This window comes from Allochromatium palmeri, assembly GCF_009720725.1.
GTDB lineage: Bacteria > Pseudomonadota > Gammaproteobacteria > Chromatiales > Chromatiaceae > Thermochromatium > Thermochromatium palmeri.
Genome location: NZ_WNKT01000013.1, coordinates 64,653 through 80,624 on the forward strand (window position 1 = coordinate 64,653; position 15,972 = coordinate 80,624).

The 15,972-nt window shown below is 65.5% G+C and carries 12 protein-coding genes; 7 read left to right on the forward strand and 5 right to left on the reverse strand.

The features are described from left to right. Positions 1-336: 336 nt before the first annotated feature. Complete coding sequence (locus GJ668_RS08285; RefSeq protein ID WP_246194717.1) at positions 337-1,932, reverse strand: glutamate synthase subunit beta; 1,596 nt, start codon at positions 1,930-1,932, stop codon at positions 337-339. 403 nt (positions 1,933-2,335) lie between these two features. Between GJ668_RS08285 and GJ668_RS20110 the strand changes: the two genes are divergently transcribed. Beyond that, a complete protein-coding gene (locus GJ668_RS20110) occupies positions 2,336-3,133 on the forward strand; it encodes a DUF2189 domain-containing protein (protein WP_186342976.1) in 798 nt (265 codons plus the stop codon). Between the two features lie 23 nt (positions 3,134-3,156). Here GJ668_RS20110 and GJ668_RS08295 read toward each other — a convergent pair whose 3' ends face one another. Continuing rightward, positions 3,157-4,548 (reverse strand): MBL fold metallo-hydrolase, encoded by a 1,392-nt coding sequence (locus GJ668_RS08295; protein WP_155449688.1) that lies wholly within the window; start codon positions 4,546-4,548, stop codon positions 3,157-3,159. A gap of 408 nt (positions 4,549-4,956) precedes the next feature. Here GJ668_RS08295 and GJ668_RS08300 point away from each other — a divergent pair, with 408 nt between their 5' ends. After that, a complete protein-coding gene (locus tag GJ668_RS08300) occupies positions 4,957-5,598 on the forward strand; it encodes a ferredoxin reductase domain-containing protein (protein ID WP_246194718.1) in 642 nt (213 codons plus the stop codon). A 99-nt stretch (positions 5,599-5,697) separates the two neighbouring features. Next, on the forward strand, positions 5,698-6,456 hold the full coding sequence (locus GJ668_RS08305) for a PRC-barrel domain-containing protein (RefSeq protein ID WP_155449690.1): 759 nt from the start codon (positions 5,698-5,700) through the stop codon (positions 6,454-6,456). A 442-nt stretch (positions 6,457-6,898) separates the two neighbouring features. Here GJ668_RS08305 and GJ668_RS08310 read toward each other — a convergent pair whose 3' ends face one another. Further along, positions 6,899-9,532, reverse strand: a complete 2,634-nt coding sequence (locus GJ668_RS08310; protein WP_186342977.1) for a mechanosensitive ion channel domain-containing protein — start codon at positions 9,530-9,532, stop codon at positions 6,899-6,901. Between the two features lie 446 nt (positions 9,533-9,978). On the opposite strand from GJ668_RS08310, the gene GJ668_RS08315 reads away from it, so the two are divergent. Together GJ668_RS08315 and GJ668_RS08320 are read left to right on the forward strand one after the other, a co-directional pair. Continuing rightward, positions 9,979-11,436 (forward strand): TrkH family potassium uptake protein, encoded by a 1,458-nt coding sequence (locus GJ668_RS08315; RefSeq protein WP_155449692.1) that lies wholly within the window; start codon positions 9,979-9,981, stop codon positions 11,434-11,436. Continuing rightward, positions 11,433-12,095, forward strand: a complete 663-nt coding sequence (locus GJ668_RS08320; RefSeq protein WP_155449693.1) for a potassium channel family protein — start codon at positions 11,433-11,435, stop codon at positions 12,093-12,095. Before GJ668_RS08315 ends, GJ668_RS08320 begins: the two co-directional genes overlap by 4 nt. 81 nt (positions 12,096-12,176) lie before the next feature. Here GJ668_RS08320 and GJ668_RS08325 read toward each other — a convergent pair whose 3' ends face one another. Next, positions 12,177-12,884 carry a hypothetical protein gene (locus tag GJ668_RS08325; RefSeq protein ID WP_155449694.1) on the reverse strand — a complete coding sequence of 236 codons (708 nt, stop codon included), beginning with the start codon at positions 12,882-12,884 and terminating at the stop codon, positions 12,177-12,179. Between the two features lie 255 nt (positions 12,885-13,139). On the opposite strand from GJ668_RS08325, the gene GJ668_RS20115 reads away from it, so the two are divergent. Next, positions 13,140-13,370, forward strand: coding sequence for a ferredoxin reductase domain-containing protein (locus GJ668_RS20115; protein WP_186342978.1), 231 nt, complete (start codon positions 13,140-13,142; stop codon positions 13,368-13,370). A 57-nt stretch (positions 13,371-13,427) separates the two neighbouring features. On the opposite strand, the gene GJ668_RS08335 is transcribed toward GJ668_RS20115, so the two are convergent. Next, positions 13,428-14,456, reverse strand: coding sequence for a sodium:calcium antiporter (locus tag GJ668_RS08335; protein WP_246194720.1), 1,029 nt, complete (start codon positions 14,454-14,456; stop codon positions 13,428-13,430). 544 nt (positions 14,457-15,000) lie between these two features. Between GJ668_RS08335 and GJ668_RS08340 the strand changes: the two genes are divergently transcribed. Further along, positions 15,001-15,900 carry a hypothetical protein gene (locus tag GJ668_RS08340; RefSeq protein WP_246194722.1) on the forward strand — a complete coding sequence of 300 codons (900 nt, stop codon included), beginning with the start codon at positions 15,001-15,003 and terminating at the stop codon, positions 15,898-15,900. Positions 15,901-15,972: the final 72 nt, after the last annotated feature.

Consider the following 15,972-nt stretch of genomic DNA (forward strand, 5'->3'; position numbering starts at 1 on the left):
CGACCGCCATCGAAGCGGACGCATTCGCGGCCCCGGTGCGCCAGATCTGAATGATGGCCGACGGAACCCTTGCGTCCTTCGGCTCAAGCACCCTGGATGCCAGGATGCCCCGCACGGGCGGCCCGGCATCGATCTGCGACCCGGAGAGGCCGTCCTAGTGGAGCTCTTGATAGGACAGCGACGGTGGAGAGGACCAGCAACAGCGCCATCGATCGGGGCATTTCAACCGCTCCAGGTTCAATTGCACCGCTGGACCTCGCTCGGAGAGGGGGAGATCCCAGCGCGGTATCTCCCAGCGCCTCTTCGACGAACTTTGGCAGTGTGGATTGCACCTGATCACCAGAATCCGCAAGAAAGGGTGCAGCCAGCATCGGCTCTTTGGTGGAGGGAGGATGCTGGCAAGGCGTGGGCCAAGGGCCAGTAATCCGTCTCCATCGGTTCAGCGCGCACGCCCGAAGGCGTTCGGCCGATCACACTCGCGGCAGCTCGCTGCCTCCGCGCACATAGGTGTCCACGGACTCCGCGCACTGGCGCCCCTCGCGGATGGCCCACACGATCAGCGACTGACCGCGCCGTGCGTCTCCGCAGGCGAAGACGCCCTTGCGGCTCGAGCGGTAGTCGCCGTCGCCGGCGGCGATGTTTCCGCGTCCGTCGAGGCTCAGATCCAGTTCGGCGATGACGTCGCCGTGGGCCGTGGGCCGGGTGCCGATAGCCGATCGCGATCAGCACCAACTGGGCCGGCAGACGCCGCGACTCGCCCGCCACCGGCTCGCGCCGCCAACCTCCGTCGTCGGCGCGAGACCAGTGCAGGCGCTGCAGATCGACCCCGGCGACGCGCTCCCCGTCTGCGCGGAAGGCAACCGTCTCCCAGCCCCAGATGCGCCGTCCGCCCTCAGCCTCGTGGTCGTTGGGCTTGAGCTCGGGAACCGGCTCGGGCCAGTGCGTCAGCACGTCGCCCTGATGCGGGGGCTCGGCGTGATACTGGATCTGGGTGACGCTTCGCGCCCCCTGGCGGATCGCCGTGACGACGCAGTCCGATCCCGTGTCCCCGCCGCCGATGACCACCACGTCCAGATCGCGCGCATCTATGTGCCGTCCCTTGTCCATCCCGCGGTCGAGCGAGCGGTTCTGTCCGCTCAGATAGTCGAGCGCGAAATGGACGCCGCCGAGGCCTCGGCCCGGAACCGTGACGTCCCGCGGCGTGCTCGATCCGCAGGCGAGCACCAGGACGCCGCCCTCCGTCATCAGTTCCCGCGCGGGTAGATCCGCACCGACCCTGACGCCCGTCCGGAAGCGCACGCCCTCGTCGCGCATCTGATCCAGACGCCGGTCCAGGATCCGCTTCTCGAGACGGAAGTCGGGGATCCCGTAGCGCAGCAGTCCGCCGATCTTCGGCGCCGCCTCGTAGACGGTGACCGCATGCCCGGCGCGGGCGAGCTGCTGGGCGCAGGCGAGTCCGGCGGGGCCGGAGCCGACCACGGACACCTGTCCCGTCGGCGCATTCAGGGACGCCGCCGTCGGCCGCTGGGGCCTCACCCAGCCGTGCTGCCAGGCGTGCTCGATGATCGCCAGCTCGATGGCGCGGATGGTCACCGGCGAGCCGCTGAGCCGCAGCGTGCAGGCGTCCTCGCAGGGTGCTGGACAGAGCCGCCCCGTCAGCTCGGGGAAGTTGTTGGTGGACTCGAGCTGCTCCCAGGCCGCGCGCCACTCGTCCTCGCTCACCAGGGCGTTCCATTCCGGGATCTGGTTGTGTACCGGGCAATAGCCGTGACACCAGGGCACGCCGCAGTCCATGCAGCGCGTGCCCTGTTCGGCGGCCCGGGGATCGGGCAGCGGATTTTCGTACTCGTGCCAGTGGCGGATGCGCCGGCCGGGCGCCTGGCGCTCCGGTTCGACCCTCGGGATGCGCAGAAATGCAGTGGGGCTATGCATGGGAATCACCTCCCGCCGCACGGGCGGATGCGGGGACGCAGCCAGTCGTCACGCGAGTCGCCGGCCGGATCGGGCGCAAGCCGCGCCCATGAGTCACAGAGATGTGGATTTGGATCTCGAGAGGACTCAGCAGCGCGTTCCGTGCCAACACAAAGGGTTCGTGCGGCGCCCGAGACGCAAGCATCTCTCGGGCGCTGGCAAGACGGCCGAAATTCGGCTCTGCACTCCATCCGGCGGCGGCCTGGGGGTAATGGCCCAGCTCTTGGGTCATTTGACCCGCCCGAATCAGGGGTTGGGACGAGCGTTTGCGTGGTCCACGCCCGAGACCGGGCCTGGCAGGCCTCTTGCTCGAAGCTGCGAAAGCGATACACCCGAGGCATCCCCAGATGCCAGGAGGATCCGGATGAGCACCTACAGACTTTCCACGCAGCAACAACCCCAGCGCAGCTTCGAGATACGCTCGCTCGATGAGGTCAGACCCATGGCGTGGCTGCGTCAGGGACTGGAGGACTTCAAGGCCGAGCCCCTCTGGAGCACGGTCTATGGTGCCGCCGTCGCCGGCCTCGGCGGACTCTTCGCCTATCTCGCCTCCGGTGCCGATGCCTTCTTCCTGGTGCCCTTCCTCTTCAGCGGCTTTCTCGTCGTCACCCCCATGCTCTCGCTCGGGCTCATGGCCAAGGCCAAACTGCGCGAGACGGGCCGGGCCCATGATGCGGGGGCGCTGCGGCGGCTCCTGGCCATGAACCGCTCGAGCACCGCCATGATGGGGATCTTCCTGGTGCTCGTCTTCGTCAACTGGATCATGGTGTCGAACCTGGTCTACGGCGGGGTCTTCCATCAGGTCACCACGGGCATCGAGCGCGTGCAGCCGCTGCCCGTGATGTTCACCGAGAGCCTCCCCTTCCTGCTCATCTATGGTGGCATCGCCATCGCCCTCGCGGCCTTTGTCTTCCGCATCGTCGCCTTCTCCATCCCCATGATGCTCGACCAGAAGGTCGACGCCTTCAATGCGGCATTCGCGAGTTGGAAGGCGGTCGGCGAGAACAGGAAGCCCATGTCACTCTGGGCCTCGATCATCGCGGCGCTCTGCACCCTCGGGTTCCTCACCTTCTTCGTCGGACTCGTCTTCGTCATTCCCTGGCTCGGCTACGCCTCCTGGCATGCCTATCGGGACACCATGGAGGCGAATCAGGATTCCTGACCGGATCGCGGGCGGAGGGCCGGCTATCGGGCGAGCGGCAGGGATTCCGCCTGCCAGCCGGTCATGCCTCCAAGCACGTTGAACACCGCCTTGTGACCCTGACGCTTGAGGACACTCGCGGCGACCGAGGATCGGAAGCCGCTTCCGCAGACGACCGCGACCGGCCGGCCCTTGGGGATCTCGTCGGCACGACGCCTGATTTCGGCACCTGTGATATGGACGGCCTGAGGAATGTGTCCGGCGCTCCATTCGGCCGGCTGACGCACGTCCAGCACCATGAGATCGTTGGGCTTCCCGATCTGCTCGTTCAGCTCCCACACGGTCCATTGCGGCAGGATGTCGATCGGCATTCCTGTTGTGCGCCAAGCGAACATGCCGCCCGAGAGCCAGCCGAGCGGGAGCTCGTACCCGATCCGCAGTAGCTGCCAGCAGACTTCCCAGAGGTCGCCCGGCTGCTCGAGCACCAGGACGATGAGCCGGTCATCGGGCACCACGCTCCCGGCCCAGGTCGCAAACGACGTCCCGACGCCGACGTTGAGCGCACCCGGGATATGGGCGGTGAAGGCCTCGGGCGAACGGCAGTCGAGCAGGGTGACGCCGTCGCGTCTCAGCCGCTCGACCTCGTCCACGCCGAGCGGGGGCGGATCGGCCAGTACGCCGAGCGGCGGCGGCCCCTCGCTGTTGAGCTTGCGCATGCGCGGCCAATAGGGCGGAACCGAAGGCAGATCGGTCAGATCCATGCACTGGCCGACGAAGCCGTCGACGTCGGTGAGACGCGCGAGCAGCTGGTTCATCCGCCGTTCGTAGCCGACCGTGGTCGAGAGCCGGCTGCCGATGTTCCCCCCACAGAGCGAACCGGCAACGTGGGTCGGATAGACCTCGACGAAGTCCGGCAGGGTCAGCACCTTGTTCTGCAGGGTCTGGCAGAAGGCCTCCGCACTCTTCTTCGCCTCATACGGACCGCCGAGCAGATCCGGTCGCGCCAGGTCGCCGACCAGCAAGGCGCCGCCGGAGAAGAAGATGGCCGGCTCGTCGCCGCGCGAGCGGTCGGTGAGCACGAGACTGATGTGCTCGGGCGTATGTCCAGGGGTGTGCAGGAATTCGATCGATACCTCACCCATCTCCAGACGTTGCCCATCGTCCATCGGCGTCACACTGTAACCGAGCTCTGCACGGGCGCCGGCGAGAAGCTCGATGTCGCCCCGCTCGGGGAGCTCGCAGATCCCGGTCAGATAGTCATTGTGCTGATGGGTGTCGCAGGCATAGCGGATCCGCATGCCCTGCTCGCGGGCGGTCTGGAAATAGGTATCCACATCGCGACGCACGTCGAGCACAAAGGCCTCGCCGGTTTCCTCCGAGCCGACGAAATAGGATGCATGGCCGAGACTCTCCAAATAGAACTGTTTGAAAAACATACTGGTCTCCTGAAGTCGACGGCTCGAGTCACGCTCCGGGAGGTACAGATCCGCCTCGATACGGCAACGGCGTGACCGACCGGGATCGAGCCAAGTCACAGGTAACGAGCAAGTCACGTACCAACCGCAGGAACCGGGCGATCATGCGGACGTGAAACGGATGCACCCGCCACAAGACTGGATTCGGGCGGTCCTTTTGACCGGATTCAGGGGTAAATCCACCGCCGATACGGTGGGCATTCACCGCTGGGGGACCGAATGAAACGGCTCGGTCGGCCTGGGGATGCAGGGCGACTCGAGGCACGGCCTTTGCTCGTCATTCGGATGGCAAAGACCCGGAAGCAAGCCGAAAGGCGTCTTCTCTTCAGACGGAGGTGAAACCCAATGCCCACACCGAGCACACTATTGATGAGCGAAATCCTCACCCACGACGTCCAGCGCCTGCTGCTCAGCAAGCCGGAGGGAATGGACTGGATGCCTGGGCAAGGCATCGAGGTCCAGATCGACGCGGACGAGTGGCGCGAGGAGGCACGCCCCTTCACCCCGACCTCGCTGCCCGAGGACCGGATCCTCGAACTCGCCGTCAAGCGGTATCCCGAGCACGACGGCTTCACCGTCGCCCTGCACGGTCTACGGCCCGGCGCCCAGCTGCTGCTCGGCGACCCCTTCGGCAGCATCGGCTATCAGGGGCCCGGAACCTTCATCGCGGCGGGCACGGGCGTCACGCCCTTTCTGGCGATCCTGAGGCAGCTCGCCCTCCAGGATTCATTGGAGGGCCACCAACTCCTGCTGACCAACAAGTGCGAGCAGGACGTCATCTGCCGCGAGGAACTCCAATATTATCTGGGCGAGCGCTGCGTGCTGACCTTCACCCACGAGCACGACCCCGGTCAGGAAGGCCGTCATATCGACGCCGCCTTCCTCGCCGCGCACATCGACAGGCCGGACCAGGTCTTTTATGTCTGCGGACCACAGGGCTTTGTCGAGTCGATCAACGCGCACCTGCTGAGCTTGGGTGTGCACCCGAATAGCCTCGTTTACGAGCGCTGAGCGCGCCCGACTCGGAGCCATTTGCCTTTTAATGGCGTGGATTATGCTTATCTCCAGTGACATATATCACTTGGGGCACAGGCCCCTTTGGAGGTCTCAATGCTTCGAAGCCTTACCGCGTTGAAAGGCTATCGCCTGGTCGCAACCGATGGAGACATCGGCCACTGCAGCGATTTTCTCTTCGACGACGAAGGATGGGCCGTGCGCTACATGGTCGCGAAGACCGGCCCCTGGCTCTTCGGACGCGAGGTTCTGGTCTCACCGACACACATTGAGCGCGCGAGCTGGGAGACGCAATCGATTCCGGTCAAACTGACATCCAAGCAGCTCGAAGAGAGCCCGCCGCTCGACACCGATGCGCCGGTCTCACGCCGCTACGAGCGGGCCTATCACGACTTTTTCGCGACGCCATACTATTGGATGGGCGCTGGTCTCTGGGGAAACTATGGGTATCCGGAGCTCTTGATTCCTCGGGAGCAACCAGAGGAACTCGCGGAGGAGCCTGCGGAGGAGGAAACTCACCTCAGGTCGGTCGACGAAGTCGCGGGCTATAGCATCCGCACGCTTGAGGATCGCAACGCCGGCCATGCGGTGGATTTCATCGTCGACGACGAAAGCTGGGCGATCCGCTACCTCGTGCTCGACACCTCGTACCTGCCGTTTTCCAAGAAGCTGCTGATCGCCAGCGACTGGATCTCCGACGTGGACTGGATCGACGGCGAACTGAAGCTCGATGTCGGAGCCGATCAACTTGAACACGCGCCGCCCTACGATCCCGAAACCCTCATCAACGAGGAAGCGGAGACGGTGCTCTACGACTACTATGGCAGACCGCAGGCCAGACGCCGTTCGAGTTGATCCGACTGAGCTGGCCATCTGGGGACGCTGGGGACACGTCCTCCAGCGTCTGGAGTCCTTGCCGCTACCACCGGAGGTGTAATTGCACCGGTTGATCGGGTTCGACCCGGGTGATATCCACCTATCCTACCGCCCGACAGCAGCCCTCGGATCACTGAACGATCGGCAACGCTTCTGCCGTCCAACCGGGCATTCCACCGAGCGCGTTGAGCACTTCACGGTGGCCGCGTTGCTTCAGGACAACCATCTGCTGAGGAGACGATGCTCGCGCACACCGACGACACTCTGGCGGCCTTGCTCGGGATGCTGCTCACTTATCTATAGCCGTTCGACGTGATTGCCAGACATCGTAGAGGCGGCTTCCAGCCGGCTCTATGCTTGTCATGCCAAATGGCTATACAGCAAATGCCGCACCAACCCCGAACAAGGTCCTGGGCGGGGTTTAGCGTCCATCGTCAAACGCAGGTTTCGCCATCCCCTCCCCGCGCCGCAGGATGATCTCCTGCGTCGGATAGGCGAACTCCACGCCGGCTTCACGGAAGGCTCGGTAGATGGCCAGATTGATCGCCTGCTGGATATCCATATAGAGGGTGTAGTCGGCCCCCTGGACGTAATAGACGACCTCAAACGTGAGTGCGAAATCGGCGTACTCGAAGAAGTGGGCGCGATCGAAACGGGCGCGCTCCTGGCCCCGCACGATCGCCTCGATCATCGCCGGGATGCGCTCGAGCATCTCCGGCGGGGTCTGGTAGACGACGCCAAGTTTGAAGACCACGCGGCGCTCGCGCATGCGCTTGAAGTTGTGAATGCGGCTGTTGAGCAGCTCGGTATTGGACATGATGACCTGCTCGCCCGAGAGACTGCGGATCTGGGTGGTCTTGACGCCGATCTGCTCGATCACGCCCAGGGTATCGCCGGTGACGATGAAGTCGCCGACCCGAAAGGGCTTGTCGAGAATGATGGCCATGGAGCTGAAAACATCGGCCAGGATGTTCTGCACGGCAAAGGCGATGGCGATGCCACCGACGCCAAGTGCCCCGATCAGCCCGGTGATGGGATAGTCGAAATGGGAGAGCACCGAAACCAGCACCAGCATCCAGATGCCGACCCGGGCGAAGAAGAGCATGAGGCCGAAGCCGGTGACCGCCGAGGGATCGATCCGCTCCCGGTGGCTGCGTTGACGCTGGATGAGATCGACCGCGCCGGCGCTGGCCCAGAGACCGACCTGGAGCCAGACCACCACGACCAGTACCGACCACAGCCAGCCCTCGAACCGACCCTGTGCCAGGCCGGAGGTCGCCATCGCTGCATAGAAGGCCACGGCCATGACGAAGAGCTGGCTGGTGTTGCGGATGAACGCCAGCACCAGCGCGCGCGGCGCCCGCCCGTCACCCCGCGCCGCGCTGGTCAGACGCGGCAGGACGCTGCGACGCAGTAGGATCTTGAAGAAGGACACGATGGCGAGGACGAAGACGAACACCAGCCCGCCCGTGACCATGTCCCGGAGATAGAAGCCCTGGTCCTGGAAGACGAAGAGTTCTTGATTCCACCAGCCGCGCAGATGCACCACGAGCGCGTCCAGGCGCTGAGCGAAGGTGCGCGTGCGCGCCGCGGCCGTCAGCTCCGCCCTGAATTGCTGGGCCAAGGCATGCAGCTGGTCCTCGAAGTCCAACAGCTCCTCGGCCAGTCCTTCCTGCCGGTCCAGGGCCGCCTGGCGCTGTTGGATGGCCGCGCGCATCTCCGGGTCGAGGCCCGACTGGCCAAGGCGCCGTACCAATGTCAGCCGTATGGATCGTAGCGCGTCGATCCTGGCCTGGACGTACTGGGTTTCTTCCGCGATCGCCGCAAGGATGGCGTCTGTGTCGCTCAGCCAACTGGCGGGCGCCGCTAGCGCAGTGTCCTGCATCAAGACATGGCGCCGCTTCCAGAGTGTGCGTGCCGAGCCAATGTCGGTGACGATCTGATTGAGGTATTCGATCCCTTGGCGCGCGGCCGCTAGCTCCGCCTCGCGCGCCGCAACTTGCTCCTGAAGGAGATCCTTGTCCTGCTCGGCCGTGGCGTGCCGCAGACGTCGGCGCGCCTCGAACAACGCCCCCTCGGCCGCATCGCTGGCCTCATCAAAGGCCTCGATGCGTTCACGGGCGTCCTTCTCCCGCCCATCGAGCGCCTTGATCTGCTCATCCAAGGACGCCTGGGTGAAGACCAGATCTGCCTTCACACGCTCGACCTTGGACGCCACCAGGCTCAGGCGCTGGCGGGCCAGGTCGTCTTGGCGCTGCGCCAACTCCAGCTCCGAGCGCGCCGCTTCCTGACGGAAATGCGCGGCAAGCACGTTCAGCCTGGCGCCCTCCAACCGACGCGTCAAGGCCGCTGAATCCGCACCGGCCTCGGCCTGCTCGACTTGGTCGCGGAGACGCCGTCGCCGTTCATTGGCCTGCGCAACCGTCTCGTCGGCGGCGGCGATCTGCTGTTGTGCCCTGAGCAGTGCCCGCTCGGCGGCTTCGGCTTCCTGCTCGCCCGAGCGCTGCTCGGAGCGAAATTGGTCCAAGAGCGTGATGCTGTAGGGCGGTTTGGTCGCCAGCCCCGTGTTCTCGAGTGCCGCGCGTTCTTCTTGCAGGTCCGTCAGTGCGTCCTGCGCCTCCTGAAGCCGACCGACCAAGGCGGCCCGACGCTGAACCTCGAGTCTCAAGGCCCGCAGTGGCGCGATTCTGGGGTCGGGCGTGACGGGCTTGTCCGCTGCGGACGGGACAGGGCCCTGCGCATCGCCCTGATCGGCCTTCTTGATCTCAGCGATTCGGGCGTCGATCAACGCAGAGGCGCGCTCGAAGTCCTCCGCCGTTTCGAGTGGAACACCAAGGCCGGCCAGTCCGACGCGCGCCGGATCGATCCCGGTTTCGGAGTCGGGCGCCTCTGGCGCGGCGGCGGGCGTCTCGGCTGACGTGGTCGGTGCCGCCTCGGCGCTCGTCTCGACGCCGCCATCTGTGGATATCTTCGCGGTGGCCTCGGCGTGCAGCTCGGGAGCCATCGTGAACAGAGCGAGGGCGAGCAACAAGAAGGCAACGCGCTGAGGGTACATCGGCGATCTCCAGAACGGGTAATGGGATGGGCCGCGGGCAACGGCCATGAAAAGAAGGGTGAGGTGGCGAAGGGCTGCGGGCGCCGTCGCGGATCGAGCACCAGCCTGAACGACGGCCGACGCAACCCCGACGTCCTTCGGCTTAAGCACCCTGGATGCCAGGATGCCCCGCATGGGTGGCCAGGCATCGATATGCGAACTGAAGAGACCTTCCTCGTAAGGACCTTGATGGGACAGCGACGGTGGAGAGGACCAGCGACAGCGCCATCGATCGGGGCATTTCAACCGTTTCGGCTTCAATTGCACCGCTGGGTCATGCGCGGAGAGGGGGAGATCGCGTGCTTCAAGCGACGGCAGGCAATTTGCTTTGTTCAGAGATGGGCTGAGACCGCCATCCACCCCGACCACTCGCACCACCACGCCCGAGGTCAAACGAGACACGCCGAATGAAACAGGCCGCCTATCTCATGCGCGCCGTGCGCCCGACGCTCCTGCTCGGCCTGATCGGGCGTCTGCTGATGACACTAGCGGCGCTCGGGGTTGCCCCGGTGCTGGCGTCGTTCCTCAACGACTATTCCCCTTTGATGTGGCGTCTGGCCGCGACGAGCGCCCTCTTGGGCGCAGCGGGCTGGCCGCTCGCCAAGCTGCACCGAGGGGCAGACATTCAATGGAACGAGGCGCTCAGCATCACCGGGCTGGCCTTCGTCCTGGCGCCGCTGATCATGGTCTGGCCGCTCGTCGGCATCGACATCGCGCCGATCGATGCCTGGTTCGAGAGCGTGTCCGCCGTGACCACGACCGGCCTCACGACGCTGCGCGGCATGGCGCAGCGACCGGCCGATTTCCTGTTCCTCAGGGCCTGGATGCAATGGTACGGGGGGCTCGGCATCGCGGCGCTCACGGTGGCGCTAATCATGCGCCACCACGCCGGTGCGCGGCGGCTGCTGGAGACCACCGGCGAATCGCTCACCGAAGCGGGTGCCCGTGAGCATGCGCGGCGCGTCTTCGTGGTCTATGCGGCACTCACACTGCTCGCGGTCGCCGCGGCCTGGACGAGCGGTCTCGCTCCCTTCTCCGCGCTGGTCCACGGACTCGCGGCGGTCGCGACGGGGGGATTCGCCATCTCCGACCAGAACATCGCACTGCTGCCCTCGGCGGCGGTCGCGGTGCTCAGTCTCATCTGCATCGCGGCCGCCATCAGTCTGCCCCTGTACGCCCGGCTGCCGCGACGCGGCCCACGCGCCCTGCTCGGCGAGCCGGAGGTACGCGCGCTCTTCATCGCCATCCTGACCACCTCCACCCTGCTCGCGGCGATCACCGTGACGCACAGCGATCTCGCCTGGTGGCCCGCCGTCGCCGACGCCTTGGTGCTCGGCGTCTCGGCGCAGACCGACACCGGATTCAGCACCACCGACGTGGCCGCCCTGCCCCCCGCGGCACAGTTGGTCCTCATGGTCTCGATGGCGATCGGCGGCTGCACCGGCTCGACCGCGGGCGGCATCAAGTTGATCCGGCTGCTGATCCTGCTCCGGCTGATCCAGGTCGCGCTGCAACGCACCGCCGCCTCGGAGCGAGCGGTCCTGGTGGTGCGCGTCGGCGGCGACCGGGTCGAGCCCGACATGATCGCCGGCGCCCTGCAGCTGCTCGGTCTCTGGGCGTTGGTGCTGCTGCTGTCCTGGATGGTCTTCCTGACGCAAGGTCAGCCGCCGATGGCCAGCCTCTTCGAGGTGGTCTCGGCCACGTCCAACGCCGGCCTCTCGGCCGGACTCACCGGACCCGACATGGCCCCATGGCTGAAGCTCGTGCTGACGGCCGACATGTTGTTCGGCCGCGTCGAGATCCTGGCCCTGTTGGTCGTGCTCTACCCACCCACCTGGATCGGAAGGAGGCGCGCATCGCCATGAGAACCGCATTCATCGGCACCAGCTCACTGACCCTGTCCACGGCCGAGACGCTGCTCGAGGCCGGACACGAAGTCATCATCATCGAACGCGACCGCGACCGTATCGAGACCCTCGCCGATCAGCTCGACGCCGGCTTCATCCATGGCGACGGCACCGCGCCGGATGTGCTGAGCGATGCCGAGCCCGAGAACACCGACGTGCTCTTCTGTCTGCTCGAGAGCGACCAGACCAACATCCTGGCCAGCCTGATCGGGCGTTCGCTCGGTTTCAAGCGTGTCGTGCCGCGGGTCAATAATCCCCAATTCCAGCGCATCTGCACCGAACTCGGCCTCGAGGACAGCGTGATGCCCAACCGCGCGGTGGCTTCGCATCTGATGGGACTGCTGAGCGGCGAGAAATCGCTGGAGCTGTCGTCGCTGATCCGAGGCGACGCGGCGGTGTTCGATTTCATCGCCGGCGACGCCGATGCCGGCCCCATCGAGGCACTGGCCTTGCCGGACCGTTGCCGCATCATCTGCCTCTATCGCGACGAGACCTTTCTGCTGCCCGAGGGGGTATCCGAAGTGCAGGCCGGCGACGCGGTCATCCTGATTGCCCACCAGGACAACATTGATAGGCTGCGTCAGCGTTGGCCCGCGGAAACCGAGGAGCGCCCTTGAGCCAGGCGGTCCATCGACCGGCGCAAGGGTGACACCGAGACGGATCCGCAGCAACACAGCATGAGCGCAACGGGTAGGCGCCTAATCGGCCGAAGGCGCGAGCGGCAGCTCAAGGGTCGCGCTGTCGTTGGTCAGGGTCAGGGTGCCGCCGCTCTCACGGGCGGCACGCTCCGCCGCCAAGGCCATGAGCTGAAAATCGGCACGCTCGCCGGGGATCTCGGGGGGCTGCCGGCCCTCGGCAGTGAGACGCAGGGTGAGGCTCGCGGCACCCGCTCGGCACTCGAGGACCGGCCGATGGGCGCAGACGCCGTTGCAGTCGGTGCCGATACCAATGAGCCGCAGACAGTGCACGAGGGCCGCCTCGAAGCTATCGCGCTCGACCTGCACCTCCCGTCCATCGCCGCTGGTCGGTGCGATCTCGCCGTCGATCGAGACGACCCGACCGCCGTAGGTCTGCACGATCCTAGCGGCCAAGATGGCCGCGTCGACGCGCTCGGCGGGACCGTCGCCGAACCGCGTCGAACGCACCGTGTCACTGAGCTCGGTGGACAGGGTCGAGGCCGCACCGAGCAAGCGCTGGAGTCGCTCGCGCTGGACTCGATCACCGAGTAGATCCAGCTGCAGGGTCTCGGAGATCAACTTGACCACGCTCAAGGGCGTGCGCAGGCGATGGGCCTGTTGGCGGGCCTGCTCGGCGAGCAGTGAGCGACGCTCCAGATCGGCGAGACGCTCGCGCTCCAGATCGAGCGGCAAGGCGGTCGGAGCGGAGGGCGCGATTGTTGACGACATAAGGATTACCGGCCGTTGGCAGCACGTCTTGGTGGACCGAATGGATCGAGCCGCCGGTGCCGCCTGCTCGACCGCACCTCCAACCCATGTCCAACAGGTCGTTCGTGTGAACTCTCTTGCCGAGACAATTTAAAGCAAAGAGCAAGCCAATTTTTGGTTCCGTAGCCTGATGCCAGCGCTACCGATCGTCTCCCAGAATCGACTCGTCATCGGCTCATCCACCTCCAGGACAGGAATGGTGGATTTGCACCCCGAATGGGGTATCTCCCGCGTGCCACGGCGGCCAGGACTCAACACGACCACTGGCGGATGCCGTTGCCATTGACTGCGCGGCACACTCAGAAGGTCGACGCCTTCAACGCCGCGCACATCCACGGCCTGGACCAGTCCTTCTATGTCTGCGGACCACCAGGCTTTGTCGAGTCGATCAACACGCACCTGCTGAGCCTGGGCGTGCACCCGGATCGGCTGGTCTACGAGTGCTGATGAAGACCGCCACGGCGCTGTTGCGCGTCCCGTGGATGCCGCATGCCCCCTATGCCGCTATCGCCCGAAGACGAGTACAGCGAGCCCGAGGAGATAGAAGCACAGCACGGCGACACTCTCGAAACCGATGTTGGCGACACCGCGCCGCTCACGGCGGATCAGCCCCAGCAACAGGACGGCGGTGAGCAGAATCGAAAGACTGATGAGGAACTGGGACTGCATTCCCATCGCGTGATAGATCGAGCCCTCGCGATAGGCCGCGTCGGCAAAGACCAGGAAGAGCACGTCGAAGGTGTTGCCGCCAATGATGCCACCCACGGCCAGCGTCAAAGCGCCCTGACGTACCGCTGCGACCGCCGTGACCAGTTCCGGCAGCGAGGTCGCGGTCGCGGTGAAGAGGCTCCCGACCAGGGTTTCGGAGAGACCCGTGTGCCGCACCAGCGCCAGGCCGGCGATCCCGACCAGCCAGCCGGCGACGCCAACCACGGCGACACTGGCCGCGAATCCCAACCACAGACGCCGCGCACCGCCCTGTCTCACCAGGGACGTCTTGGGCTGGTCCTCCAGCGTGTCTCGGGTCCGAACCGGTCGCCAGCCCGGGACATCGCGACTCTCTGCAGCGATGCGCAGACCGAAAACGTAGATCGCGAGCAGCAGGAAGGAGACCGGGTGCAGGCCAAGCAGGGTGAGACTCGGCCCGTTGGCGGCCATGAGCGGCAGGGCCAGGAGCCCGCACAACAGGGCGGCGTTGATGAGATTCGGCACCGAGGCCGCCGCGTGTTCCAGATTCGCACGCCGGTGCGCGAGGTCGGCGGCGACGAGAAAGACCGTCTGCACGGCGATACCGCCGACGGCATTGCCGACGGCCAGTTCTGCATGCCCGGATGCGGCCGCGGTGACAGAGGCGACGATCCCGGGAAAGGAGGTGCTCGCCCCGAGCAGGACGGCCCCGAAGACCGCCTCGCCCAGCCCGGTCAGATCCGCGAGCGCGTCGGCGAATCGCGTGAGCTTCACCCCGACGGCTGCTATGACAGCGGCGCCGAGGACGAAGAGGATCAGGGTTGTGGTGAGTGACAGTTCAGTCAAACGGCCTCCCAACCGCATCCGCTCCAGCCGCGTTCAGTGCCGCCACGGGATCGAATAGCTCGCTGTCTTCGAAGTCATGTGCGCGGATGGTCAGTGCACGCATTGCGATGCTCCTTGGGTTGAAGGTCGTTATCGCACTTCAGCAAGGGGAGAGGCAGATATCAGGCCATGCCTCGCGGCATCGGATCAGGCGCCTCGACGACAGCGCGGCACCATGCCAGACAGGGAACCGGCGAGGAAACGTGAATCAGGTTACGGCGCGGTTCGGTTCGGCTCAACCGGTTGAAAAGCGCCATCGTCGGTGCAAAAGAACCGGGCCGAGATGGGCCTCAAGCCTACCAACACGCCATTGAAACCCCGCCGATTGCCGATGCCGCATGCTCGCCGCCATTGGCGCGTTTCATGCGTTGGGGGTCGATGGGCACTCAAGCGTCCGATCGCTCAAACTGAGCAGGCTATTCGCCGAAGACCTGTCATTGTCAAGGTAGTCGTGTGTGCCACGACAATGCGGCTTCGGGAGGCGTTTTAGAGGAGTAAACTGACGATGTCCACACCAACCGAGACGCTTTCGCCATGGTGGCCGCGGTCACTGGCGATCGTGATGATCGTTGGCTTTTCGCTCCTGATCCTGCTCTCGCTGAAGACTTATGAGAACGCGCCGCCGATCCCGGCGCGGGCGGTCGATCCCAGCGGCGCGGTCGTCTTCACCGCCGAGGACGTCGCCGCCGGTCAGGAAGTCTTTCTCAAATACGGCCTGATGGACAACGGAACGATCTGGGGCCACGGGGGCATGCTGGGGCCGGACTTCTCGGCGCAGACGCTGCACGGCCTCGCCCTGCATCACGCGGAACGTCTCGCGCAGACCCGTTTCCAGACAGCCTACGCCGAGTTGAGCGCCGACGAGCGCGCCAGCGTCGACGGCTCGGTCGCCGCCGAATTCAAGCGCAACGACTACGACCCGGCCACCGGGATCCTGAGCCTGCCGGCCGATAGCCAGGCAGCGTTCGACGCCCAGTTTGCCGCCTGGACCGCCTACTTTCAGAACCCAGCCGACAACGGCGGACTCGCCAGCGGCGCCGTGACCGATCCCACCGAGCTACGCCAGCTCACCGCCTTTTTCAGTTGGACTGCCTGGGCAGCCGCCGCGCAGCGGCCCGGCACCACGCACTCCTATACCAACAACTTTCCGTATGACCCGCTCGTCGGCAATCATCCGACCTCCGGCGCGCTCTTGTGGAGCGCCATCAGTCTGATATTCCTGCTCGGCGGCATCGCGATCGTGCTGCTGGCATTCGGTAAATTCTCCTATCTCGGCTGGCACGGGGACGACACGACGGCTCGCTCCCGGCTCGCTACGGCCACGCCGGTCGCCATCACGCCGGCCCAGTCGGCGACGCTCAAATTCATGGTCATCGCCGGCCTGCTCTTTCTCGCGCAGGTATAGTGGACCCCATGTCAAGGACAGTTTTCCCCCGAATTTAAGTTGTGCTGCCCCCCTCAACCACAGCCGTTTGGC